The following is a 22,493-nucleotide window of genomic DNA, read 5'->3' as shown; positions in this document are numbered from 1 at the left end:
ATGGAAGCGTCGTCCATTGGTCTGGCTGAGCACCGGCTGGACGGGGTGGCCATTGATGTTGCCAGCTTCACCAATCTGACCCAGGATCATCTGGATTACCACGGTGATATGGGCCGGTACTGGGCAGCCAAGGCGGCGCTGTTTGACTGGCCGGGTTTGCGCTCGGCCGTGATCAATGTGGATGATTCGCACGGGCGCGAGCTGGTACAGCGCGCGCGTGCTCGCGGGCTGGATGTCTGGACGGTATCGCTGCGTTCTGGTGCGCGGTTGAGCGCAACAGGCATCCGCTACGGCCAGCGCGGACTGGATTGGGTGGTGCATGAAGGCGCACAGTCCTTGCCTTTGTCGACGGCGCTGGTGGGTGAATACAACGTGCTCAACATGCTGGGTGTGATGGGCGTGCTGCGCGCGTTGGACGTTTCGTTGCAGGATGCCGTGGCGGTGTGCGCAGACCTGCCCGCTGTGCCTGGGCGCATGGAAAGCGTGCCATGCCCGGATTCAGCAGACACGCCGTTGGCGGTGGTGGATTTTGCGCACACGCCGGATGCGCTGGACAAGGTGTTGGGCGCATTGCGCCCTCTGGCCGAGCAGCGGGGAGGCAGACTGTGGTGCGTTTTTGGCTGCGGCGGTGATCGCGATGCCAGCAAGCGTTCCCTGATGGGTGCGGCGGCAGCGCGTGGCGCGGACGAGGTGGTGGTGACCAGTGACAACCCCCGAAGCGAGGCACCGCAAGCCATTGCCGGTGCCATCGTGGCGGGCATGCAACATGCGCCGCGTGCGGTGCTGCTCGATCGTGCCGAGGCCATTGAATTTGCACTGTTGACGGCCAAGCCTGCGGATGTGGTTTTGCTGGCAGGCAAGGGGCATGAAAGCTACCAGGAAGTGCAGGGAGAAAAGCGCCCCTTTTCGGACAAAGACCAGGCAGAACAGGCGCTCAAACGCTGTGCGGTCACGATGAAGGGGGGCGCATGAGCGTGATGGATCTGCGTTTGCACGATGCCGCGCAAGGGCTGGCGCAGGCGCGCGTGGTGGGCGATGGTGCGGTCAAGGTGATGCGTGCGCACAGCGATACCCGCACGTTGCAGCCGGGCGATTTGTTTGTGGCGCTCAAAGGAGAGCGCTTTGATGGTGCGCAGTATTTAAAGCAAGCGAAAGCCAGCGGAGCAACTGCCGCGATGTGCTCGGTCCAGGATGCGGCATTGTTGGCCGATGCGGGTTTACCGGGCATCCTGGTGCCAGACACCAAGATGGCGCTGGGTGAGCTGGCACAGTCGTGGCGGCACCAGCATTACCAGGGGCCGTTGATTGCGGTCACTGGCAGCAACGGCAAGACCACTGTGACCCAGATGGTGGCCGCCATCTTGCGTGCCTGGCACGGTGACGCTGCGTTGGCCACCGAGGGCAATTTCAACAACGATATTGGGGTGCCGTTAACGCTGTTGCGTTTGCGGCCAGCGCACCGGGTGGCGGTGGTTGAGCTGGGCATGAACCATCCGGGGGAAATTGCTTATCTGGCGGGCATCGCCCAACCTACGGTGGCCTTGGTCAACAACGCGCAGCGCGAGCATCAGGAGTTCATGAGTTCGGTGGAGGCGGTGGCGGTTGAAAACGGTGCCGTCCTCAGCGCCCTTCAAGGCGTTGGCGTGGCCGTTTTCCCGGCCAGTGATGCGTACAGCCCGCTGTGGCAACGCATGGCGGGCACCAGCCCGTGCGTGTTGTTTGGTGATGCAGCGTCGGGGGCGGACGTTGCGCTGCATGCGGCGCAGTGGCAGGGCGAGCATTGGCGTGCGCAGGCGCGTGCTTCAGGTGCAGACGTTGCCTTTGATCTTTATGCTGCCGGGCGTCATAACCTGAGCAATGCGTTGGCGGCCTTGGCGTGCGCTGCCGCTGCGGGCGCGCCGGTGGAGGCCATGTCCAGCGGTTTGACGGCCTTCCGACCGGTGCAGGGCAGATCGCGCACGCAGGTGCTGAAAGTGCGCGGACGCACCATCACCCTGGTGGACGACACCTACAACGCCAACCCTGATTCCGTGCTGGCCATCGTGGATGTGTTGGCCGAGCTGCCTGGCCCGCGCATGCTGGTGCTGGGCGATATGGGCGAAGTGGGCGAGCAAGGCCCGGCATTCCACGCTGAAGTGGGTGCCTATGCGCGTGAAAAAAATATTGATCGACTGCTGGCGTATGGGCCGCTGGCGATTCATGCAGCCATGGCGTTTGGTGGTGGGCGGCATTTTGAGACCATGGACGATCTCAATAAGGCCGTGCATGCCAATGTGCCCCAATGCGCCAGCGTGGCGGTCAAAGGCTCGCGTTTCATGGCGATGGAGCGGGTGGTGGCTGTACTTACCGCGACCGTATTCGAGGCGGAGGGTGCGCATGCTGCTTGAGCTGGCCAGTTGGCTGCAATCCTTGTCGCCAGAGTTTGGTTTCTTTCGGGTGTTTCAGTATCTGACGTTTCGCGCTGTCATGGCGGCGATGACGGCGCTGGTGATTGGCCTGCTGGCCGGGCCGTGGGTGATTCGCCGATTGACCGAACTGAAAATCGGCCAGCCGATACGTGGCTACGCCATGGAAACGCATTTATCGAAAAGCGGCACGCCCACCATGGGCGGTGTGCTGATTTTGCTGTCCATCGCCATTTCGACCTTGCTGTGGTTCGACTGGTCGAACCGTTTTATCTGGATCATTTTGATCGTGACGCTGGGTTTTGGTGCCATTGGCTGGGTGGACGATTGGCGCAAGGTGGTCAACAAGGATCCGGAGGGCATGCGCTCGCGCGAAAAATATTTTTGGCAATCGCTGATTGGTCTGGCGGCGGCGTTTTATCTGGTGTTCAGCATTTCTGGTCGATCCAATGCGCAGGTTTGGGTGCTGATGGTGGAGTGGGTGCAGTCGGGCTTCACCCTGGATTTGCCCGCGGCTGCCGGGCTGCTGGTGCCGTTCTTCAAAGAGGTGTCTTATCCGTTGGGCGTGGTGGGCTTTGTGGTGCTCAGTTATCTGGTGATCGTAGGGTCAAGCAATGCGGTCAATCTGACGGATGGTTTGGATGGCCTGGCCATCATGCCGGTCATCATGGTGGGGTCTGCGCTGGGCATTTTTGCCTACGTTACCGGCAGCGCGGTGTTTTCAAAGTACCTGTTGTTCCAGCACATTCCGGGTACGGGCGAAGTGTTGATTTTTTGCGCCGCCATGGCTGGGGCCGGTTTGGCGTTCTTGTGGTTCAACGCCCACCCGGCGCAGGTGTTCATGGGCGACGTGGGTGCGCTGGCGCTGGGCGGCGCATTGGGCACGATTGCGGTCATCGTGCGGCAGGAAATCGTGCTGGCCATCATGGGCGGTATTTTCGTGGTGGAGGCGCTGTCGGTGATGGCGCAGGTGGCTTATTTCAAATACACCAAGCGCCGCTATGGCCAAGGCAGACGTTTGCTGAAGATGGCCCCGCTGCACCACCATTTCGAAAAAAATGGCTGGGCCGAAACGCAGGTGGTGGTGCGCTTTTGGATCATCACCATGCTGCTGTGCCTGGTGGGTTTGGCGTCGTTGAAGCTGAGGTAAGCCCATGATTCAACTGCACGATCAACAGGTACTGGTACTGGGGCTGGGTGTCAGCGGTCTGGCCATGGCGCGCTGGTGCGCCAACCAGGGGGCGCAAGTGACGGTGGCAGACACCCGCGAAGCGCCGCCGCAGTTGCCTGCCTTGCGTGCGCAAGTGCCAAGCGCGCGCTTTGTCACCGGGCCTTTGGATGCGGGTTTGCTGGACGATGCTGCGTGGCGTGTGGTGTGCCGCAGCCCCGGTCTGGCACCGGCGGATGTCAGCGCTGTAGTGGCGGCCGCGCAAGAACGTGGTGTTGCGGTACTGGGCGAGCTGGATTTGTTTGGCGCGGCGTTGAAAGCGCTGGCAGATGAACGCCGATACCACCCCAAAGTGATCGCCATTACGGGCACCAACGGTAAAACCACGGTGACGTCGCTGACAGCACAGCTATTGGAGCGCGCCGGCATGACCGTGGCCGTGGCAGGCAACATCGGCCCCAGCTTGCTGGATACGCTGGCAAGAGGCCTGAAAAACAGCCGCTCAGAAGGCGGCAACCCAGAAAGCAGTGATTCAGTAAACGGTGATTCAGAAGGCAGCGGTTTGCCGCAGGTCTGGGTGCTGGAGCTGTCCAGCTTTCAGCTGAACGGTGTCATGGGTTTTGAACCCAGCGCCGCCACGGTGCTGAACGTCACGCAAGACCATATGGACTGGCACGGCAGCATGGCCGCCTATGTCCAGGCCAAGCGCCAGATTTTTGGTGAGCACGCGGTGATGGTGCTCAACCGCGACGACGATCAGGTGATGGCCATGCAGCCGCCACCATCCGCCAAAGCGGGTAAAGGCCCCAAGCCGCCGACTCGGCAGGTGCTGACGTTTGGTGCCGACATGCCTGCTGCGCCGGGTGATTTTGGGCTGGAATCGGTCAACGGCATGACCTGGCTGGTGCGCGCGCTTCAGGCCGATGAAACTCTGCGTCGCCGCAAGGATGAAGAAGTGGAGCTGCACGTGCAGCGGCTGATGCCTGCCGATGCGCTGCGCATCCGGGGCCGCCACAACGCGGTCAATGCGCTGGCGGCTTTGGCGCTGGCTAGCAGTGTGGGTGCTGCGCTGGGGCCGATGCTGTATGGCTTGCGCGAATACCGGGGCGAGCGACACCGGGTGGAGTCGATTGGCGTGCTGGCCGATGTGGAGTATTTTGACGACAGCAAGGGCACCAACGTGGGTGCCACGGTGGCGGCTTTGCAAGGGCTGGGGGTTGAGCGCAAGCTGGTCGTGATTTTGGGTGGCGATGGCAAAGGGCAAGACTTTTTGCCGTTGGTGGCACCGGTCACGCGCTATGTGCGTGCCATCGTCTTGATTGGGCGCGATGCGGGTTTGATCCGTGCGGCACTGGCAGACACGGGCGTGCCGCTGCTGGATGCGGCCACGCTGGAAGATGCCACAACGATGTCACGCGAACACGCCCATGCGGGCGATGCGGTCTTGCTGTCGCCTGCATGCGCCAGCCTGGACATGTTCCGCGATTACACGCACCGAGCGCAGGTGTTTCGCGATGCGGTGACGGCCCTGGCCCATGCTGAAGGGTTGACGCTGGAGGTGCTGACGTGACGACCGCAACCATTGACGTCAGCATCAAAACACCCAAGCGCCGCAAGCGCCGTGAGGCGCGTGCGCCAGTCGATGATTTGCCCGTGCGCATCGGTGGCACGGAATACGTCCGCACCACCAGTACGCCCTCGCGCATGCTGGGGTTCGACCAGGCGCTGGTGTGGGTGTGTGTGGTTTTGCTGGCCTGGGGGCTGGTGATGGTGTATTCGGCCAGCATCGCGCTGTCGGACAACCCGCGCTTTGCACGTTATTCGCCCACCTACTTTGCGGTGCGCCACGCCATGTGGGTCGGACTGGCCTGTCTGGCGGGGTTGGTGGCGTTTCAGATCCGCATGGATTGGTGGCAGCGTATGGCACCCTGGTTGTTTGTGGGCACGCTGGGCCTTCTGATTGCCGTGCTGATTCCGCAGGTGGGCACCATGGTCAACGGCGCGCGACGCTGGATTTCGCTGGGGCCCATCAACTTCCAGCCGTCTGAGTTGGCCAAGCTGGCGGTGTTGATGTACGCAGCCGACTACATGGTGCGCCGCATGGACGTGAAAGAGCGGTTCTTCCGCGCCGTGCTGCCCATGGGCGTGGCCGTGGGCGTGGTGGGGGGCTTGCTGCTGGCGCAGCCGGACATGGGTGCGTTTTTGGTGATTGCCGTCATCGCCATGGGTATTCTGTTTTTGGGCGGCGTGAACGCGCGTATGTTCTTTTTGATCGCCATGGTGCTGGTGGTGGCCTTTGCCATGATGATCTGGACGTCGCCCTGGCGGCGCGAGCGCATCTTTGCCTACCTGGATCCGTTCAGCGAAGACCACGCGCTGGGCAAGGGCTACCAGCTGTCGCATGCCTTGATTGCCATCAGCCGGGGCGAGATTTTTGGTGTCGGTCTGGGTGGCAGCATCGAAAAACTGCACTGGCTGCCCGAGGCCCACACCGACTTTCTGACCGCCATCATTGGTGAAGAATGTGGGCTGATCGGCCTGGTTGCCCTGATCCTGCTGTTCTTCTGGCTCACGCGCCGCATCATGCACATTGGCAGGCAAGCCATTGCGCTGGACCGGGTGTTTTCTGGCCTGGTGGCGCAAGGCATTGCGCTGTGGCTGGGTTTTCAGGCGTTCATCAACGTGGGCGTGAATCTGGGTGCTTTGCCCACCAAGGGGCTGACCTTGCCCTTCATGAGTTATGGCGGCTCGGCCATCTTGATCAACATGGTGGCCATTGCCATTGCGTTGCGCATCGACGTGGAAAACCGCCACCTGATGCGGGGAGGTCGCCCATGACGCCCTCCACATCCACACCCCGCTCCAAATGCGCGCTCGTCATGGCCGGTGGCACGGGTGGGCACATCTTTCCTGGTTTGGCCGTGGCCGATGGCTTGCGCGCCCGCGGCTGGCGCGTGCACTGGCTGGGTGCGCCCGGCAGCATGGAGCAGCAATTGGTACCGCCGCGCGGCTATGCGTTTGAAGCCATTGAGTTTGGCGGTGTGCGCGGCAAAGGTGTGATGGCGATGCTGCTGCTGCCGCTGCGGATTTTGAAGGCATTTGCCCAAAGCGTCGGCGTAGTGCGACGGGTCAAACCCGATGTGCTGGTGGGTTTGGGCGGCTACATCAGCTTTCCTGGCGGCATGATGGGCGTGGCCATGGGCAAGCCGCTGGTGTTGCACGAACAGAACTCAGTGCCTGGCATGGCCAACAAGGTGCTGGCGGGCGTGGCCGATCGAGTGTTCACCGCCTTCCCCGGCGTGTTGGCCAAGGCGCGCCAAGTGCAGTGGGTGGGCAATCCTTTGCGCACGGTGTTCACCGAATACCCTACGCCCGTAGAGCGCTTTGCCGGTCGTAGCGGACCGTTGCGCCTGCTGGTGGTGGGTGGCAGCCTGGGGGCGCAGGCCTTGAACGAAGTGGTACCCAAGGCGTTGGCGCTGTTGCCCGTTGAACAGCGCCCTGCGGTCATTCATCAAAGTGGTGCCAAACAGATTGACGCGCTGCGCGCCAATTACGCAGCGGCGGGGGTTGAGGCCGAGTTGGTGCCTTTTATCGATGACATGGCACGCGCCTACGCCGAGGCCGATTGGGTCATTTGCCGTGCAGGGGCCACTACGGTGACCGAAATTGCGGCTATTGGTGCGGCAGCGTTGTTCGTGCCTTTCCCTCACGCGGTGGACGACCACCAGAGCAGCAACGCCCGGTTTTTGGTTAATCAAGGCGCCGGCAGCCTGATCCAGCAGTCTGATTTAAGTGCAGAAAAACTGGCTGATTTGCTTCAAAAAATGGAGCGCACCGCGCTGATGAATATGGCGCAAAAGGCCAAAAATCTTCAAAAAACAAGCGCCACAGAAAGCATTGTTGCCGCGTGTGAGGAGTTGACGGCATGAAACACGCCATCCAGCGTATTCACTTTGTCGGTATCGGCGGTGCAGGCATGAGCGGCATTGCTGAAGTGCTGCACAACCTGGGCTACACCGTGTCGGGGTCTGACCTGGCTGACAGCGCCACCTTGCGCCGACTGGGCGCGATGGGCATGCGCACGTTTGTGGGCCACGATGGTGCGCATGTGGAGCAGGTGGATGCGGTGGTCACTTCCACCGCCGTGCACGCCGACAACCCAGAGGTGCTGGCCGCGCGCGAGCGGCGCATTCCGGTGGTGCCACGCGCCATCATGCTGGCCGAGCTGATGCGCTTAAAGCAGGGCGTGGCCATTGCCGGCACGCACGGCAAAACTACCACCACCAGCCTGGTGGCCAGCGTGCTGGCCGAGGCCGGGCTGGACCCCACCTTTGTGATTGGCGGCAAACTCAACAGCGCGGGGGCCAATGCGCGCCTGGGTTCGGGCGATTACATCGTGGTGGAGGCGGACGAATCCGACGCCTCGTTCCTCAACCTGTTGCCGGTGATGGCGGTGGTCACCAACATCGACGCCGACCACATGGAAACCTATGGGCACGACTTTGGTCGGCTCAAAGCAGCGTTTGTAGATTTTTTGCACCGCATGCCGTTTTATGGTGCGGCCATTCTGTGCCTGGACAGCCCGGCGGTGCGCGACATCCTGACCGACGTGACCTGTCCGGTCACGACCTATGGCCTGGCTGAAGATGCGCAGGTGCGCGCAGTCAATGTGCAGGCGGCGAATGGGCAAATGCATTTCACCGTGCAGCGCCGCAACGGCGTCACACTGCCCGATCTGCCCGTGGTGCTGAACCTGGCGGGCGAACACAACGTGCTGAACGCGCTGGCGGCCATTGCCGTGGCGGTGGAGCTGAACGTGCCCGATGCGGCCGTGCAAAAAGCCTTGACTGATTTCAAAGGTGTGGGACGACGCTTTCAGCGCTATGGCGACCTGCCTGCTCAAGGCGGTGGCACCTTCACCGTGATCGATGATTACGGGCACCACCCGGTGGAGATGGCCGCCACGCTGGCGGCTGCGCGTGGGGCCTTTCCGGGGCGGCGTTTGGTGCTGGTGTTTCAGCCGCACCGCTACACCCGCACACGCGACTGTTTTGAAGATTTCGTCAGAGTGATCGGTGTGGCCGACCACGTGGTGTTGACCGAGGTGTATGCCGCAGGCGAAGAGCCGATTGTGGCCGCCGATGGTCGTTCGCTGGCGCGTGCGCTGCGCGTGGCGGGCAAGGTGGAGCCGGTGTTCGTCAATGACGTGAACGAATTGCCTGCCTTGATGGCCGAGCAGGCCAAGGCCGGTGACGTGGTGCTGTGCATGGGTGCAGGATCAATTGGTGGCATTCCTGCAAAAATCGTTGAAATGCTACAAAAAACTGAGCATAATCCAGACCAGGCTGGATGACATGGTGCAACAAGACATTCAATTCGGAAAAGTGGCCGTGCTGATGGGTGGCCAATCGGGCGAACGCAAGGTATCGCAGATGTCGGGCGAGGGCGTGCTGCAGGCACTGCGCTCGCGCGGCGTGGATGCGCACGCCTTCGATCCGGCCGAGCAGCCGATGGACGATCTGCGCCGTCAGCAGTTTGAGCGCTGCTTCATCGCCCTGCATGGCCGTTATGGTGAAGACGGCACGGTGCAAGGGGCACTGGAGTTGTTGGGGATTGCCTACACCGGCTCGGGCGTGATGGCCTCCGCCCTGGCGATCGACAAGGTGATGACCAAACGCGTGTGGCAGGCTGAAGGGTTGCCCACACCGCGTTACGTGTTGCTCAGGCAAGGCGAGCACGATGCCGAACATGCCCGTGCGGTGATGGCCGAGTTGGGCTTGCCAGTGATCGTCAAGCCGGTGCGCGAAGGCTCGTCGCTGGGCGTGACCAAGGTTACGAATGTTGAGCAGATGCAAAAAGCGGTGGCTGAAGCGGCCGAGCTGGATGCCGATGTGCTGTGCGAACAGTGTATTGAAGGCGATGAAGTGACCTGCCCAGTGCTTGGTGACGGTGCGGCAGCGCGTGCGTTGCCGGTGATCCACATTGTGGCACCCGCAGGCAACTACGACTACGACAACAAATACTTCACCGACGTGACCGAGTACCGCGTGCCTTGCGGTTTGCCGACTGGTGAAGAAGAGGCCATCCAGGCGCTGGCGCTCAAAGCCTATCGCGTGCTGGGCTGCCGTGGCTGGGGTCGGCTGGATGTGATGATCGACGCCAACACGCGCCAGCCATACCTGCTGGAAGTGAACACGTCGCCCGGCATGACCAGCCATTCGCTGGTGCCCATGGCGGCGCGCGCGGTGGGCATCAGCTACGAAGACTTGTGCCTGCAAGTGCTGGCTAGCGCCACGCTGGATTACGCGGCACTGGTGAAAGGGCGGGCATGACGCAGCACCTGCCGATTCCCGTGGACGTGAAGCTGATGAACCTGACGGCATCGCTGTTGGTCACCCTGCTGGTGCTGGCTTGCCTGGCTGTGGGCGTGCGCTGGGTGGTGCGTCATCCGGTGTTTGCCATCGAGCAGATCACCGTGGGTGGCGATACCACGCACAACAACGCGGCCAGCTTGCGCAGCAGTGTGCTGTCCAAATTGGTGGGCAATTTCTTCACCATGGACTTATCAGCGGCGCAGGCAGCGTTTCAGTCGGCACCTTGGGTGCGCTCAGCCATGGTGCAGCGTGAATTCCCGAACGCGCTGCATGTCACCTTGCAAGAGCACGTGCCCGTGGCGCGCTGGGGCGAAGACAACGCACACATGGTCGATCGTGCGGGCAAGGTGTTTGAAGCCGCTGTGGGTGATGCCGATGAAGACGATTTGCCCACACTGATCGGGCCTGAGGGACGCTCTGCCGAAGTCTGGTCAACCTACCAGCAGTTGCGGCCGCTGGTGCAACCCATCGGTGCCGACATGGTGGAGCTGGCCTTGCTGGCGCGTGGCAACTGGCGTGCCCGGCTGGATGCGGGCGCGGTGATCGAGCTGGGACAAGGCTCGTCTGAGCAGTTGGCGAGCAGGCTTAACCAATTTGCAGGCACGGTCAAGGATGTGGCCAACCGCCATCAGCGCCCGATCGCAGCGATTGAGTCGGCGGATTTGCGCCATCCAGGCGGCTATGCGCTGCGTTTGCGCGGCATCAGCACAGTGGGTGCTGCGGAACAAGTGGTGACGATGCCCACTGCACGCGCAAATACAGCCGCGTCCAGCAATGCCGCTGTCCGTGCGGCAACAACCTCACGCACACCAGCGGTCCGAGCCGCTGCCAGGCGATAACCCGAACAGGCCAAACAAGTACAGAGCGTCATGTCAAAAGAGTACAAAGATCTCATCGTCGGGCTGGACATTGGCACTGCCAAGATCATGGTGGTGGTGGGCGAGGTCTTGCCGGGCGGTGATTTGAAGCTGGCTGGCCTGGGCGTGGCACCCAGCAATGGACTGAAGCGGGGCGTGGTGGTCAACATCGACGCCACGGTGGCCAGCATTCAGCAGGCGCTGAAAGAAGCCGAGCTGATGGCCGACTGCAAGATTGGCCGCGTGTACACCGGCATCACCGGCAGTCATATCCGCGGCATCAACTCCAGTGGCATGGTGGCAGTCAAGGACAAGGAGGTGTCTGCGGCCGATGTGGCCCGGGTGGTTGAAACGGCCAAAGCCATCAATATCTCCAGCGACCAGCGGCTGCTGCTGGTCGAGCCGCAGGAATTCGTGATCGACGAGCAGGATGTACGCGAGCCGGTGGGTATGAGCGGCAAGCGCCTGGAAGCCAAGGTGCATATCGTCACCGGCGCGCAAAGCGCGGCTGAGAACATCATCAAATGCGTGCGCCGCTGTGGGCTGGAAGTGGATCATTTGATGCTCAACCCGCTGGCCTCTGCTCAGGCCGTGCTGACCGATGACGAGCGTGAGCTGGGTGTGGCCTGTGTCGATATCGGTGCGGGCACGACCGATGTGTCGATCTTCTCGGGCGGTGCCATTCGCTACACCGCTGTGATTCCGATTGCGGGCGATCTGGTCACCAGCGATATCGCCATGGCTTTGCGCACGCCGACCATGGATGCCGAAGATATCAAGGTCGAGCACGGTTGCGCCAAGCAGTTGCTGGCCGATGCCGATACGCAGGTGGAGGTGCCAGGCCTGGGCGACCGCACCCCGCGCATGCTGAGCAAACAGGCGCTGGCGGGCGTGATCGAGCCGCGCGTGGAAGAAATTTTTTCGCTGGTGCACCAGGTCATTCGCGACTCCGGTTTTGAAGAGGTGCTGTCTTCCGGTGTGGTGTTGACGGGCGGCAGTGCAGTGATGCCGGGCATGCTGGAGCTGGGCGAAGATATTTTTCTCAAGTCGGTGCGACGCGGTGTGCCCAGGTATTCGCGTGCCTTGTCCGACATGGTGGCGCAACCGCGTGCAGCCACCGTGATGGGTTTGATGGAAGAGGCGCGCCAGGCGCGCTTGCGGGGTTTCAAGGTGGCGCAACAAGCGGGCGGCGTGAAGAGCGCGTTCGGCCGCTTCAAGGACTTTATCGTCGGGAATTTCTGAACATGCATGCATCCATTTCCAAACCCAGGGAGTTCACCTCGAACACGCAGGTGTCACTGAGTACCGGGCCGCCGTCATGACGCGTGTGGTCAGGTTTTCATGCAAATAACGAAGGCAATCTATTCATTCAACCAAGGCAACTGCAAGTCAATACAAGGAGTACACCATGAGCATCGAGATGATTGAAACAGACGGTTTTGATTCTGGCACCCAGATTAAGGTGATCGGGGTCGGCGGCGGCGGCAGCAACGCGGTGGATCACATGATCGTGCGCGAAGTGCAAGGCGTGGAGTTCATCTGCGCCAACACCGATGCGCAAGCGCTGCACCGCACGCAGGCATCGGCCACGATCCAGTTGGGCAACAGCGGCCTGGGCGCAGGCAGCAAGCCCGACAAGGGCCGTGAAGCGGCTGAAGCCGCTGCCGACGATATTCGCCAGGCTATTCGTGGCGCGCACATGCTGTTCATTACCGCCGGCATGGGCGGCGGCACTGGCACGGGTGCTGCGCCCGTGATTGCGCGCATCGCCAAAGACATGGGCATTCTCACGGTGGGCGTGGTGACCAAGCCTTTCGACTGGGAAGGTGGCCGCCGCATGACCAATGCCGAAGCGGGCTTGACCGAGCTGGAGGCCAATGTCGATTCGCTGGTGGTGGTGCTCAACGAGAAGTTGCTCGAAGTGCTGGGCGACGACATCACGCAGGAAGAGGCATTTGCCCAGGCCAACGATGTGCTGAAAAACGCCGTCGGCGGTATTGCCGAAATCATCAACGACTATGGCAACGTCAACGTCGACTTTGAAGACGTGCGCACCGTCATGGGCGAGCCGGGCAAGGCCATGATGGGCACGGCCTCGGCCAGCGGCCCGGATCGCGCTCGCATTGCGGCTGAGCAGGCAGTGGCCTGTCCGCTGCTGGAAGGCATCGATCTGTCGGGTGCCCGGGGTGTGCTGGTGCTGGTCACCGCTTCCAAGGGAACGCTGAAGCTGAGCGAATCCAAAGAAGCCATGAACACCATCAAAGCCTACGCGGCAGCCGATGCGCATGTCATTTATGGCGCGGCTTATGACGAAACCCTGGGTGACGAAATCCGTGTCACCGTGCTGGCCACTGGCCTGTCACGTCAGGGCGCGCGTCGCCAGCCCATCACGGTGGTGCAAGGCGGCCTGCGCACTGGTACCGACAACGTGCCGTTCGCCGTGCCCACGGTGACCCAGCAAGTCGGCCAGGCGGGTGGCATGGGCGCTTCTGCGCAGCCCGGCTACGACAGCACCACCGTGCCCAGCGTGTGGCGCACCAACCGCACGCAGGCCGCAGCCAAGGTGGATGCGCTGTCCAGTGGCGGCATGGGCGACTACGAGATTCCGGCCTTTTTGCGCAAGCAGGCTGATTGAGTGATGAGGGTGAGGGCTGCTCATGTGACCAAAACTTCGGTTTTGTTCGCATGAGCGGTCATCCTGACTGACGGTGTACGAGTTGATGATGGCTTGCCGCCCTTGAGGACATGCCACCCTCGAGAGCCAACACTGGAGTGAAACTTTTAAAATTCCCGACCATGCTGGCACAACGCACTCTGAAATCGCTCACGCGCGCCGTGGGTGTGGGCCTGCACAGCGGCGAGCGGGTCGAGTTGACGCTGCGCCCCGCGCCGCCCGATACCGGTATCGTGTTTCGCCGTGTCGATCTGCCCGAGCCAGTGGATATTCCGGTGAATGCCTTGGCGGTGACGGATACCCGGCTGGCGTCTACGCTGTCGCACGGCGATGCCAAGGTGCGCACGGTGGAGCATTTGATGTCGGCCTGTGCGGGTTTGGGGCTGGACAACCTCTACATCGACATCACGGCTGAAGAGGTGCCCATTCTGGATGGATCGTCCTCATCCTTTGTCTACCTGCTGCAAAGCGCAGGCATCGAGTTGCAGCACGTCCCCAAGAAGTTTGTGCGTGTCAAGAAAATGGTTGAAGTGCGCGAAGGCGAGGGCGATCAGCTTAAATGGGCCCGCCTGATTCCGTACCACGGCTTTACGCTCGGCTTTGAGATCGACTTTCACCATCCTGCGGTCGACTCCACCGAGCAGCGTGTGACTTTCGACATGGGTTCAGGCCGCTACAGTCGTGACATTGCCCGCGCCCGCACTTTTGCGTTCAGCAAAGATGTGGAAACCATGCGCGCCAACGGTCTGGCACTGGGCGGCGGGCTGGACAACGCTATCGTGATGGATGACACCAAGGTGCTCAATGCCGACGGTTTGCGCTATGCCGAAGAATTTGCCAAGCACAAGATTCTCGACGCCATTGGCGATCTGTACTGTATTGGCAAGCCGATGCTGGCTGCGTACAGCGCTTTCCGATCGGGACATGCGTTGAACAATCAATTGTTGCGTGCGCTGCTGGCGCAGCCCGAGGCGTGGGACATCGTCAGCTTTGAACACGAGCGCCAAGCCCCGGCGGGCTTCACCCAACTGGCGGGTGTCTGGTAGGGTGATTCAGGCAGCACTGTGTCAGACGGTGGCTGGCCTGCCTTCTTGATGCTTTTAAAAGAATAGCTTCAAGGTGTACCTGCTATTCGTTATTCCATTTCCAGATCAACAGTGCACTTTGTCGGCCCAGCTTGCCGTACGCCAGTACTGTCTGCGCTTAGCCTTCGCGTTCACTATTGATCTGGAAATGGAATTAGAGGCTGACTGAGCCATCAAACTATCGATTCTGCCGGTACATGCCACTGGTGGTGCGTGTAGCACCAGCGGTTTGCAGCAAGTGCACGGCGCGGCTGGCGTGGGCATGGGTAATCGCCAGACCCAGGGCGTCGGCGGCATCGTGGCTGGGCGCGGCGGGCAGTTGCAGCAGGCGCTGCACCATCGCCTGCACCTGCGCTTTGGCGGCTTTGCCGTGACCGGCCACGGCCTGTTTCATTTGCAGCGCGGTGTACTCCACCACGGGCAAGCTGCGCGCGACCAGCGCTGTGACGCAAGCGCCACGTGCCTGCCCCAACAGCAGGCTGGCCTTGGGGTTGACGTTGACGAACACGATTTCTACCGCCGCCACATCGGGTTGATAGCGGGTGCTTAATTCACCAATGCCGTCGAACAGCAGCTTGAGCCTGGCAGGCAGGTTGCCTTGCGCCACGGAGGTGGTTTGAATCACGCCGCTGGCCACGTAGCGCAATTGCTGGCCTGCGCCAACGTCAAGCACGCCAAAACCTGTGGTGCGCAGGCCGGGATCAATACCGAGGATTCTCATTGCTATTTAGATAATAGCTGCTTTTGCTTGACATACAAGCATCAGAGCGTGCTTGGAGCATGAAATCACAGGGACTGCTCCTGTTGGGCAGGTCAAGGAAGTTCAGCACTGCGCATGCGCGAGACGATGACATTCGCCCGGTGCTTCAGATAGCCCGACTGTGGTTTCTTCTCGAAGTAACGGGGCCGGGGCAGCATCACGGCCAGACGGGCCGACTCCCATGCGGTGAGGCTGGCGGCGCTTTTGTTGAAGTAATGCCGCGCCGCGGCTTCGGCACCAAAAACGCCTTCGCCCCATTCGACGTGGTTGAGGTAAATCTCCAGAATGCGCTGCTTGGTCAGCAACTGCTCCAGGGCAAAGGTCAGCACCAGCTCCTGGCCTTTGCGCAGCATGGTGCGCTCGCCCGATAGCAGCAGGTTTTTGGCCAGTTGCTGGGTGATGGTGGAGCCGCCGCGGATCTTGATCGGGCGCACAGGTTTGTTTTGCTCTGCCCGGCGTTCGGCCTCGGCCTGGGCTTTGGCATTGCGCTCCCAGGCTTGCTCGATGGCGTCCCATGCGACGCCTTCATGATTGACGAAAGCATCGTCTTCCGAGGCGATGACAGCGCGCTTGAGGTGGTCTGAAATCTGGCCGTAGTCGCGCCATTGCTGTCGCCAGCGCAGCCTGTCTTCGGTCGCCAGTTGCCAGGCTTGCGAGCGCTCGAACGTTGTTGATTGCGGATCGACCACCGCCATCATGGCAATGCGGCCGATCAGCACCGCTTGCAGCATGGCCAGTGCCAGCACCGACCAGCCCAGCCACCGCTTGATAAAGCGCATGGCGTTACTGAAGTTCGTCCTGAACGGCGTTGGTCAGCGCGTCGGACTGCAAGGTGGTTTCCAGCATCATGTCGCGGGTGAATTTAAAACGCGCGGTCACGTCGAACTGATCGGTGTCCTTGCGCATGGCCGGGGTGAAGGGGCCAAACGGAGCGGACGACGAAGCAATGGTTTCGGCCAGCCGGTCCAGCATGCGGTTGCCCGAGCTTTTGACCACGCGCGCGTCCAGAATGCGCCCGTCGTGGTTGATCAGCAGCGCCATCAGCAGCTCGCCATACAGTTTGCGGCCCGCCACCTGCGGGAAGTTTTCGGTGCCGCGCGCCTCGATTTTGCGGCGCATGTCGTCGTAGTACTGCGCGTAGGTGGTGCCCAGTGTGGCGGGGCTGAGGTAGCGCTTGCGCGGGCGCGAGTTTTCTTCTTCTACCCGGCGTTCAATGGCCGCCAGCAGCTTGGACAGTTGCTGGCGCTTTTCTTCCTGGGCCTGCGCCTCGGGGTCGTCGGCCAGCTTGGCCGGGTCGATCTCGGGCATGGTGGCCAGTTGCTGGCGTACCTGGGCCATCAGCAGCTCTTGCTGCTCCAGCATGGCGTCGATGCGGCGCTGGTTGGCGTCGATCTGGTCGGTGCCTTCGGATTCTTGCGGGCTGGGCGGCAGCGGCGTGCTGACCATGCGCTTGTCTGCCGCATCGCCACCCCCGGCCAGGCTGTGCTGGGCGATGGCCTGGACCTTGGTTTTGTCGGGTTTTTCGTCCGACTTGGCATTGACCAGCACCACGTCCAGCGTGGTTTCCTGAAACACCCGCTTGAAGCCTTCGGGGTTGACAAAACGGATGGTCAGCAACGCTCCGTGCAGCAGCACCGACAGCGCCAGCGCCCATTGCAGGGTGGACAGTGATTGCAGCGATTGCAGCGTCGGCAGTGGTTTGAGAGAAAGAGACTTCACAGCGATTTCAATTATTGGGGCTGGCAGGCGCTGCCTCGTTCACGTCCACGGCAATGGTCAGTGGCCCAGCGGCGGCGTTGTCGTCATCGCCATCGTCGTCCGTCTGGTCGTTGGTGGTGATGGCCGTGGCGTCGCCCAGCACCTCCAGCACGGTGCCGTGCACGTCCAGCGCAATGTCGTCAACAGCACCCAATTTCACGCGCACGCGGGTGCCGCGCGGTAGCGCTTGCGCGCCCATGATGCTGAACACCAGCGGCAAATTGTCGGCGCGCACCAGCCAGGCCCCGCCGCTTTGCTCTTTGATCAGAGATGCGGTCAACTCGGTCATGCCTTGCTGGCGCAGATAGTGCAAAGTCCAAAAGCGCTCCATGCCCGACTGGTGGGCGTTGTAGGCGGTGTACGCTGCGTCGAATGCGCTGATGACGGCAAACAGTTGCGCGTCTTTGGGTTTGAATGGCGCGGCCAGCGCAGCGGTTTTGCCGTGGCGCGCGCAGGCGATGATTTGCCACTGGTTCACCAGATCCACATAACGGCGCAGCGGCGATGTGCTCCAGGCGTAGCTGGGCACGCCAATGCCCGCGTGCGGCAGCGCCTTGGCCCCCATGCGCACCTTGATGCCGGGGGCCAGGCTGGCCTGGCTGCGGTAAATGCCGGGCACACCCAGGCTGGCGAGCCATTGGCCCCAGGTGCTGTTGGCCAAAATCATGGCTTCGGCCACGATCAAATCCAGCGGCGCGCCGCGTTGACGCGGGCTGATTGTGACGGCCTCGTCGCCGGTGGGCACGGCACCGCTTTGCAGGCCATTCAGGCGAAAGCTGTAGTCGGGACGGTTGAATGTCTCGGGCTTGCCCCGCACCTGCTCGCGCCCGGCTTTCAGGTGCTGCGCCAGTCGGTATAAAAACATGAGCTGTTTGCGCTGCACTGGCGGCGGCAAACTGTCATCTTGAGGCGCTGAATCCGGGCTGGACAGCCACTCGGGCGTGACCAGTGCATCCAGTTGGTCGTGGCGCAGGTTGGCGGCAATGGGCACGCGCTCCAGCCGGGTCTCGCTGCTCTGAATGGCCAGCGTGGCCTCATCCAGTGTGATGTACAGGGACACGGCGGGCACGTCGCGCCCTTCGCTCAGGGTGTAGGTTTGCACCACGTCATCGGGCAGCATGGTGATCTTGTAGCCCGGCATGTACACCGTGGACAGGCGCTGGCGTGCTACTGCGTCCAGCGCATCGTCCGGTTGCAGCGCCAGCGCAGGTGCGGCGATGTGAATACCCAGTACCACGGTGCCGCTGTCCAGGCCTTGCAGCGACAGGGCGTCGTCGATTTCGGTGGTTTGCGAGTCGTCGATCGAAAACGCCTGCACCGCAGCCAGCGGCAGGTCATCGGTGATGCCCGGTGCGGTCAGCGCGGGAAAGGCCGTGCCTTTGGGAAAGTTCTCGAACAAAAAGCGCTGCCAGTGGAACTGGTAGGCCGATTGAATGGCCCCGGCGCGTTGCAGCAAGGTCAGCGGGGCCAATTGCGTGGTGCGGGCAGCTTCTACCACGGCTTTGTACTCGGGCGCGTTTTTGTCGGGCTTGAACAGAATTTTGTACAACTGCTCGCGCACCGGCTCGGGCGTGGTGCCACCGGCCAACTCGCCCGCCCAGGCGCTGATCTGGGTGGCGATCTGCCTTTTCTTGTCGATCGCGGCCAGCGCTTGGGCCACGATGTCGGCCGGGGCTTTTTTAAAGCGCCCTTTGCCTGCGCGGCGAAAGTAGTGCGGGGCGTCGTACAGCGCCATCAGCGTGGCGGTTTGTTCCACCACGCCGGGCGTGCCGCCAAAGTAGTCGCTGGCCAGTTGGGCAAAGCCAAATTCGTCCTCGGGGGCGAATTCCCAGGCCAGGGGCAAATCGACCTCGGTGGAGGCCTGGCTGGCGCTGGCCATCAATTCGGCCGGGGCAGGCTGGTCAAAGCGCAGCAACTGGTTGGCCGCCTTGACCTTGACGCGCTTGCCCGAGTCCAGCTCGACCTGGGCTGAGGCTTCGGCTTCAGAAAGAATGCGGCCAGCCAAAAATTTGCCAGCCTCGTCAAACAGTACATACATAAGAGTGGGCGATTGTCCCATCCTTGAGCCAAGTGGGGCGCAGATGGCGGGCAGACTGCCACTGCGGGCAGGCCATCAAGTGACAAATTGGCGTGAAACGCTGATTTGGTAAGCGCTGCCAGCTATTGATAGCGCAGCAAAGCAGACAGATGCGGAAAAAAACATGCTCTTGGAACAGGCACTTTGCTTTCGGCCAACGTGGTTGCAAAGACTTCGGTAAGCTGCCAGACCATGAAAAACTGGGCATCGTCTGAGGCTCTCGTGCCTGGCCATGTGCTGCCGGTGCTGGTGTTCGCGCAGTTTGCAGGCACTTCGCTGTGGTTTGCCGTCAATGCCATGATGCCGGATTTGCAGCGCGAGCTGGGCTGGCCTGCGGCGGCGCTGGGGTGGCTGACTTCGGCCCTGCAACTGGGCTTCATCGTCGGTACGCTGGGGTTTGCATTGCTGGCGGTGGCTGACCGTTTTTCGGCTCGCCGGGTGTTTTTGCTTTGCGCACTGGCCGGTGCTTCTTGCACGGTGGGAGCCTGGGCCAGTGTGCGCCATTACCCGGCGTTGCTGGCTTGGCGCTTTTTGACGGGCGTTTTTCTGGCGGGCATTTACCCCGTGGGCATGAAGATCGCCGCGCAGTGGTACACGCGCGGGCTGGGCGGGGCGCTGGGCATGTTGATTGGCGCTTTGGTGCTGGGATCGGCCAGTGCGCACGCCTTGCGTGCCGTAAGCGGCGCACTGCCCTGGCCCACGCTGATGCTGGGCGTGGCCGCGCTGGCGGCGCTGGGCGGCGTGCTGCTTTACGCCGCGCTGGACGATCCGCCGCACGCTGCGCCGCAAGTCACCACCTTGCAATGGCGTGCACTGGGCGCGCTGTGGACTGACCGCCACGTGCGCGCCTCGGTGTTGGGTTACTTTGGACACATGTGGGAGCTGTACACCCTGTGGGTGCTGGTGCCGCTGATTCTGGCCGACAGGCTGCAAGGCAGTGCTTTGTCCTGGATGGCTTTTGCGGTGCTGGGTGCGGGCGCGCTGGGCTGCATGGCAGGCGGCTGGCTGGCGGTGCGGTGGGGCAGCGCCCGGGTGGCTTCGGCGCAATTGGCGATCAGCGGGCTGTGCTGTCTGGCTGCGCCCTGGGCCATGACCGCGCCCGATGCGCTGTTCTACGGCTGGCTGCTGCTGTGGGGCGTGACGGTGGCGGGCGATTCGCCCCAGTTTTCCACGCTGACGGCGCGCAATGCCCCGGCCCACGCGGTGGGCAGCGTGCTGACGCTGGCCAACAGCATCGGCTTTACCATCTCTATCCTCAGCATCCTGCTGTTTGTTTCGCTGACCGAGCGGGTGCCGCTGGCACAGTTGCTGCCATGGCTGGCTGTTGGCCCGGTGCTGGGGTTGCTCAGCATGGGGCCGCTGCTGCGGCTGGAGCGCATGGGTGCCCGATGATTTTTTCTTAACCCTGAACCTGCAAGGAGACTATTTCCCATGACCTCACTAGACAAAGTGCTCTACACCGCGCGCGCCCACACCACGGGCGGGCGTGACGGCCAGTCACGCAGCGACGACGGACGGCTGGACGTCAGCCTCAGCTCGCCCGGCGGCGCAGGCACCGGCACCAACCCCGAGCAATTATTTGCCGCAGGCTATTCCGCCTGCTTTATCGGTGCCATGAAAGCCGTGGCGGGCAAACAGAAAATCGCGCTGCCTGATGACCTGTCGGTAGACGCCGAGGTGGATTTAGGCCCCGTGGGCCAGGCGTTTGGCATTGCCGTGCGCATGACTATCCGCCTGCCCGGCATGGAACGCGCGGCAGCGCAAGCGCTGGTGGATACCGCGCACCAGGTCTGCCCCTATTCCAACGCCACGCGCGGCAACATCGACGTGACGCTCACGCTGGCCTGAGCCTGTGGCCCCCGTCGGATAAACTTCGCCCCGTGCGCGACTGGCGATAGGCAATTTGTGAAAACATGGGTTGCTGACGTGGGTCACCACGGGGAAGCGCACCGCCTGGGCACGCCGGGCGTTCAGCCGTTCGCCTGGGCAGCCCTGGTCTTTTTTTGATGAGCACCGGGATCACCTCACCTCCCCAAGGACTGCCATGTTCAACCGCACCACCCACACCATTGCCGCCACCGACGCCGACATCTGGGCCGCCATCCAGGCCGAGCACCAGCGGCAGGAAGACCACATCGAGCTGATCGCCAGCGAAAACTACGCCTCGCCCGCCGTGCTGGCCGCCGCAGGCACCCAACTGACCAACAAATACGCCGAAGGCTACCCCGGTCGCCGCTACTACGGCGGTTGCGAACACGTGGACGTGGTCGAGCAACTGGCCATCGCGCGCGTGAAAGAGTTGTTTGGTGCCGAAGCGGCCAACGTCCAGCCACACTGCGGCGCCAGTGCCAACGAGGCGGTGTTTCTGGCCTTTTGCAAGCCCGGCGACACCATCATGGGCATGAGCCTGGCCGAAGGCGGCCACCTCACGCACGGCATGCCTCTGAACATGAGTGGCAAGTGGTTCAACGTCGTGTCATACGGGTTGAACGACCAAGAAGCCATCGACTACGACGCCATGGAACGCAAGGCGCACGAAACCAAGCCGCGCCTGATCATCGCCGGTGCCAGTGCCTACAGCCTGGAAATCGACTGGGCACGCTTTGCCAAAGTGGCCAAAGACGTGGGCGCGATCTTCATGGTCGATATGGCGCACTACGCCGGACTGATTGCCGGCGGCCAATACCCCAACCCCGTGCCGCACGCCGACGTGGTCACCAGCACCACCCATAAAAGCCTGCGTGGCCCGCGCGCCGGTTTCATCCTGATGAAGGCCGAGCACGAAAAAGCCATCAACAGCGCCGTGTTCCCCGGCTTGCAAGGTGGCCCGCTGATGCACATCATTGCCGCCAAGGCCATCGCCTTCAAAGAAGGGCTGTCGCCTGAGTTCAAGCAATACGCGGCGCAGGTCAAGAAAAATGCGCAAGCGGTGGCGGAAACACTGACCGAGCGCGGCCTGCGCATCGTCTCAGGCGGCACGCAAAGCCACGTCATGCTGGTCGACCTGCGCGAGACCTCGACCTGGAAACACGGCATCACCGGCAAAGAAGCCGAAGCCGTGCTGGGCAGCGCCCACATGACGATCAACAAAAACGCCATCCCCAACGACCCCGAAAAACCCATGGTCACCAGCGGCGTGCGCATCGGCACCCCGGCCATGACCACGCGCGGCTTTAAAGAAGATGAAGCCCGCGCCACCGCCCACCTGGTGGCCGACGTGCTGGACAACCCGCGCGACGAAGCTAACCTGGCCACCGTGCGTGCCAAGGTCGCAGAGTTGACCCAACGGTTTCCGGTTTACGGCAACTGAAACAGTTTCAGCAAACGCCACAACC

At 62.2% G+C, this 22,493-nt stretch carries 19 protein-coding genes and 1 riboswitch; of the genes, 15 read left to right on the top strand and 4 right to left on the bottom strand.

What is annotated here, in order from left to right; genetic code table 11:
• The 12 genes from ACK5NW_RS03330 to lpxC all read left to right on the top strand — a co-directional run.
• A partial coding sequence (locus ACK5NW_RS03330; RefSeq protein WP_416925031.1) for a Mur ligase family protein occupies nt 1-972 on the top strand: 972 nt, incomplete at its 5' end.
• Nucleotides 969-2,387, top strand: a complete 1,419-nt coding sequence (locus tag ACK5NW_RS03325; protein ID WP_416925029.1) for a UDP-N-acetylmuramoyl-tripeptide--D-alanyl-D-alanine ligase — start codon at nt 969-971, stop codon at nt 2,385-2,387. The genes ACK5NW_RS03330 and ACK5NW_RS03325, both read left to right, overlap by 4 nt.
• A complete protein-coding gene (gene mraY, locus ACK5NW_RS03320) occupies nt 2,377-3,555 on the top strand; it encodes a phospho-N-acetylmuramoyl-pentapeptide-transferase (RefSeq protein WP_416925027.1) in 1,179 nt (392 codons plus the stop codon). The genes ACK5NW_RS03325 and mraY overlap by 11 nt, the downstream gene beginning before the upstream one ends.
• Before the next feature lie 4 nt (nt 3,556-3,559).
• Nucleotides 3,560-5,143 (top strand): UDP-N-acetylmuramoyl-L-alanine--D-glutamate ligase, encoded by a 1,584-nt coding sequence (gene murD / locus ACK5NW_RS03315; protein WP_416925025.1) that lies wholly within the window; start codon nt 3,560-3,562, stop codon nt 5,141-5,143.
• Nucleotides 5,144-5,166: 23 nt separating this feature from the next.
• A complete protein-coding gene (ftsW, locus tag ACK5NW_RS03310) occupies nt 5,167-6,411 on the top strand; it encodes a putative lipid II flippase FtsW (RefSeq protein ID WP_416925035.1) in 1,245 nt (414 codons plus the stop codon).
• Nucleotides 6,408-7,502, top strand: coding sequence for an undecaprenyldiphospho-muramoylpentapeptide beta-N-acetylglucosaminyltransferase (murG, locus tag ACK5NW_RS03305; protein WP_416925023.1), 1,095 nt, complete (start codon nt 6,408-6,410; stop codon nt 7,500-7,502). The genes ftsW and murG overlap by 4 nt, the downstream gene beginning before the upstream one ends.
• Nucleotides 7,499-8,926, top strand: a complete 1,428-nt coding sequence (gene murC, locus ACK5NW_RS03300) for a UDP-N-acetylmuramate--L-alanine ligase (protein WP_416925021.1) — start codon at nt 7,499-7,501, stop codon at nt 8,924-8,926. The genes murG and murC overlap by 4 nt, the downstream gene beginning before the upstream one ends.
• 1 nt (nt 8,927) lies before the next feature.
• Complete coding sequence (locus ACK5NW_RS03295; protein WP_416925019.1) at nt 8,928-9,905, top strand: D-alanine--D-alanine ligase; 978 nt, start codon at nt 8,928-8,930, stop codon at nt 9,903-9,905.
• Nucleotides 9,902-10,786: a cell division protein FtsQ/DivIB gene (locus ACK5NW_RS03290; RefSeq protein WP_416925017.1), complete on the top strand. Its 885-nt coding sequence runs from the start codon at nt 9,902-9,904 to the stop codon at nt 10,784-10,786. The genes ACK5NW_RS03295 and ACK5NW_RS03290 overlap by 4 nt, the downstream gene beginning before the upstream one ends.
• Nucleotides 10,787-10,816: 30 nt before the next feature.
• On the top strand, nt 10,817-12,046 hold the full coding sequence (gene ftsA / locus ACK5NW_RS03285) for a cell division protein FtsA (protein WP_416925015.1): 1,230 nt from the start codon (nt 10,817-10,819) through the stop codon (nt 12,044-12,046).
• Nucleotides 12,047-12,212: 166 nt separating this feature from the next.
• Nucleotides 12,213-13,439 carry a cell division protein FtsZ gene (gene ftsZ, locus ACK5NW_RS03280; RefSeq protein ID WP_416925013.1) on the top strand — a complete coding sequence of 409 codons (1,227 nt, stop codon included), beginning with the start codon at nt 12,213-12,215 and terminating at the stop codon, nt 13,437-13,439.
• A 161-nt stretch (nt 13,440-13,600) separates the two neighbouring features.
• Nucleotides 13,601-14,524, top strand: a complete 924-nt coding sequence (lpxC, locus tag ACK5NW_RS03275) for a UDP-3-O-acyl-N-acetylglucosamine deacetylase (protein WP_416925011.1) — start codon at nt 13,601-13,603, stop codon at nt 14,522-14,524.
• 217 nt (nt 14,525-14,741) lie between these two features.
• Here lpxC and ruvC read toward each other — a convergent pair whose 3' ends face one another.
• The 4 genes from ruvC to ACK5NW_RS03255 form a co-directional block, all read right to left on the bottom strand.
• Complete coding sequence (gene ruvC, locus ACK5NW_RS03270; RefSeq protein ID WP_416925009.1) at nt 14,742-15,284, bottom strand: crossover junction endodeoxyribonuclease RuvC; 543 nt, start codon at nt 15,282-15,284, stop codon at nt 14,742-14,744.
• A 92-nt stretch (nt 15,285-15,376) separates the two neighbouring features.
• Nucleotides 15,377-16,102 (bottom strand): monofunctional biosynthetic peptidoglycan transglycosylase, encoded by a 726-nt coding sequence (gene mtgA / locus ACK5NW_RS03265; protein WP_416925007.1) that lies wholly within the window; start codon nt 16,100-16,102, stop codon nt 15,377-15,379.
• Between the two features lie 4 nt (nt 16,103-16,106).
• Nucleotides 16,107-17,042, bottom strand: coding sequence for an energy transducer TonB (locus ACK5NW_RS03260; protein ID WP_416925005.1), 936 nt, complete (start codon nt 17,040-17,042; stop codon nt 16,107-16,109).
• Nucleotides 17,043-17,049: 7 nt separating this feature from the next.
• Nucleotides 17,050-19,119, bottom strand: a complete 2,070-nt coding sequence (locus tag ACK5NW_RS03255; RefSeq protein WP_416925003.1) for a ribonuclease catalytic domain-containing protein — start codon at nt 19,117-19,119, stop codon at nt 17,050-17,052.
• Nucleotides 19,120-19,350: 231 nt separating this feature from the next.
• Between ACK5NW_RS03255 and ACK5NW_RS03250 the strand changes: the two genes are divergently transcribed.
• The 3 genes from ACK5NW_RS03250 (at nt 19,351) to glyA (ending at nt 22,468) form a co-directional block, all read left to right on the top strand.
• Complete coding sequence (locus ACK5NW_RS03250) at nt 19,351-20,550, top strand: MFS transporter (protein ID WP_416925001.1); 1,200 nt, start codon at nt 19,351-19,353, stop codon at nt 20,548-20,550.
• Between the two features lie 39 nt (nt 20,551-20,589).
• Nucleotides 20,590-21,006, top strand: coding sequence for an organic hydroperoxide resistance protein (locus tag ACK5NW_RS03245; protein ID WP_416924999.1), 417 nt, complete (start codon nt 20,590-20,592; stop codon nt 21,004-21,006).
• A gap of 26 nt (nt 21,007-21,032) precedes the next feature.
• Nucleotides 21,033-21,153, top strand: a riboswitch (ZMP/ZTP riboswitch).
• A gap of 49 nt (nt 21,154-21,202) precedes the next feature.
• Nucleotides 21,203-22,468 (top strand): serine hydroxymethyltransferase, encoded by a 1,266-nt coding sequence (glyA, locus tag ACK5NW_RS03240; RefSeq protein WP_416924997.1) that lies wholly within the window; start codon nt 21,203-21,205, stop codon nt 22,466-22,468.
• Nucleotides 22,469-22,493: the final 25 nt, after the last annotated feature.

Source organism: Ottowia sp. (assembly GCF_047975795.1).
Classification (GTDB): Bacteria; Pseudomonadota; Gammaproteobacteria; order Burkholderiales; family Burkholderiaceae_C; genus Ottowia.
This window is presented reverse-complemented; position numbering and strand designations above follow the sequence as displayed.

Bases quoted from the DNA above. Each gene is read 5' to 3' on its own strand.
- ACK5NW_RS03325 (WP_416925029.1), top strand. From the start codon at position 969: ATGAGCGTGATGGATCTGCGTTTGCACGATGCCGCGCAAGGGCTGGCG.
- mraY (WP_416925027.1), top strand. From the start codon at position 2,377: ATGCTGCTTGAGCTGGCCAGTTGGCTGCAATCCTTGTCGCCAGAGTTT.
- murD (WP_416925025.1), top strand. From the start codon at position 3,560: ATGATTCAACTGCACGATCAACAGGTACTGGTACTGGGGCTGGGTGTC.
- murG (WP_416925023.1), top strand. From the start codon at position 6,408: ATGACGCCCTCCACATCCACACCCCGCTCCAAATGCGCGCTCGTCATG.
- murC (WP_416925021.1), top strand. From the start codon at position 7,499: ATGAAACACGCCATCCAGCGTATTCACTTTGTCGGTATCGGCGGTGCA.
- ACK5NW_RS03295 (WP_416925019.1), top strand. From the start codon at position 8,928: ATGGTGCAACAAGACATTCAATTCGGAAAAGTGGCCGTGCTGATGGGT.
- ACK5NW_RS03290 (WP_416925017.1), top strand. From the start codon at position 9,902: ATGACGCAGCACCTGCCGATTCCCGTGGACGTGAAGCTGATGAACCTG.
- ftsA (WP_416925015.1), top strand. From the start codon at position 10,817: ATGTCAAAAGAGTACAAAGATCTCATCGTCGGGCTGGACATTGGCACT.
- ftsZ (WP_416925013.1), top strand. From the start codon at position 12,213: ATGAGCATCGAGATGATTGAAACAGACGGTTTTGATTCTGGCACCCAG.
- lpxC (WP_416925011.1), top strand. From the start codon at position 13,601: ATGCTGGCACAACGCACTCTGAAATCGCTCACGCGCGCCGTGGGTGTG.
- ruvC (WP_416925009.1), bottom strand. From the start codon at position 15,284: ATGAGAATCCTCGGTATTGATCCCGGCCTGCGCACCACAGGTTTTGGC.
- mtgA (WP_416925007.1), bottom strand. From the start codon at position 16,102: ATGCGCTTTATCAAGCGGTGGCTGGGCTGGTCGGTGCTGGCACTGGCC.
- ACK5NW_RS03255 (WP_416925003.1), bottom strand. From the start codon at position 19,119: ATGTATGTACTGTTTGACGAGGCTGGCAAATTTTTGGCTGGCCGCATT.
- ACK5NW_RS03250 (WP_416925001.1), top strand. From the start codon at position 19,351: ATGAAAAACTGGGCATCGTCTGAGGCTCTCGTGCCTGGCCATGTGCTG.
- ACK5NW_RS03245 (WP_416924999.1), top strand. From the start codon at position 20,590: ATGACCTCACTAGACAAAGTGCTCTACACCGCGCGCGCCCACACCACG.
- glyA (WP_416924997.1), top strand. From the start codon at position 21,203: ATGTTCAACCGCACCACCCACACCATTGCCGCCACCGACGCCGACATC.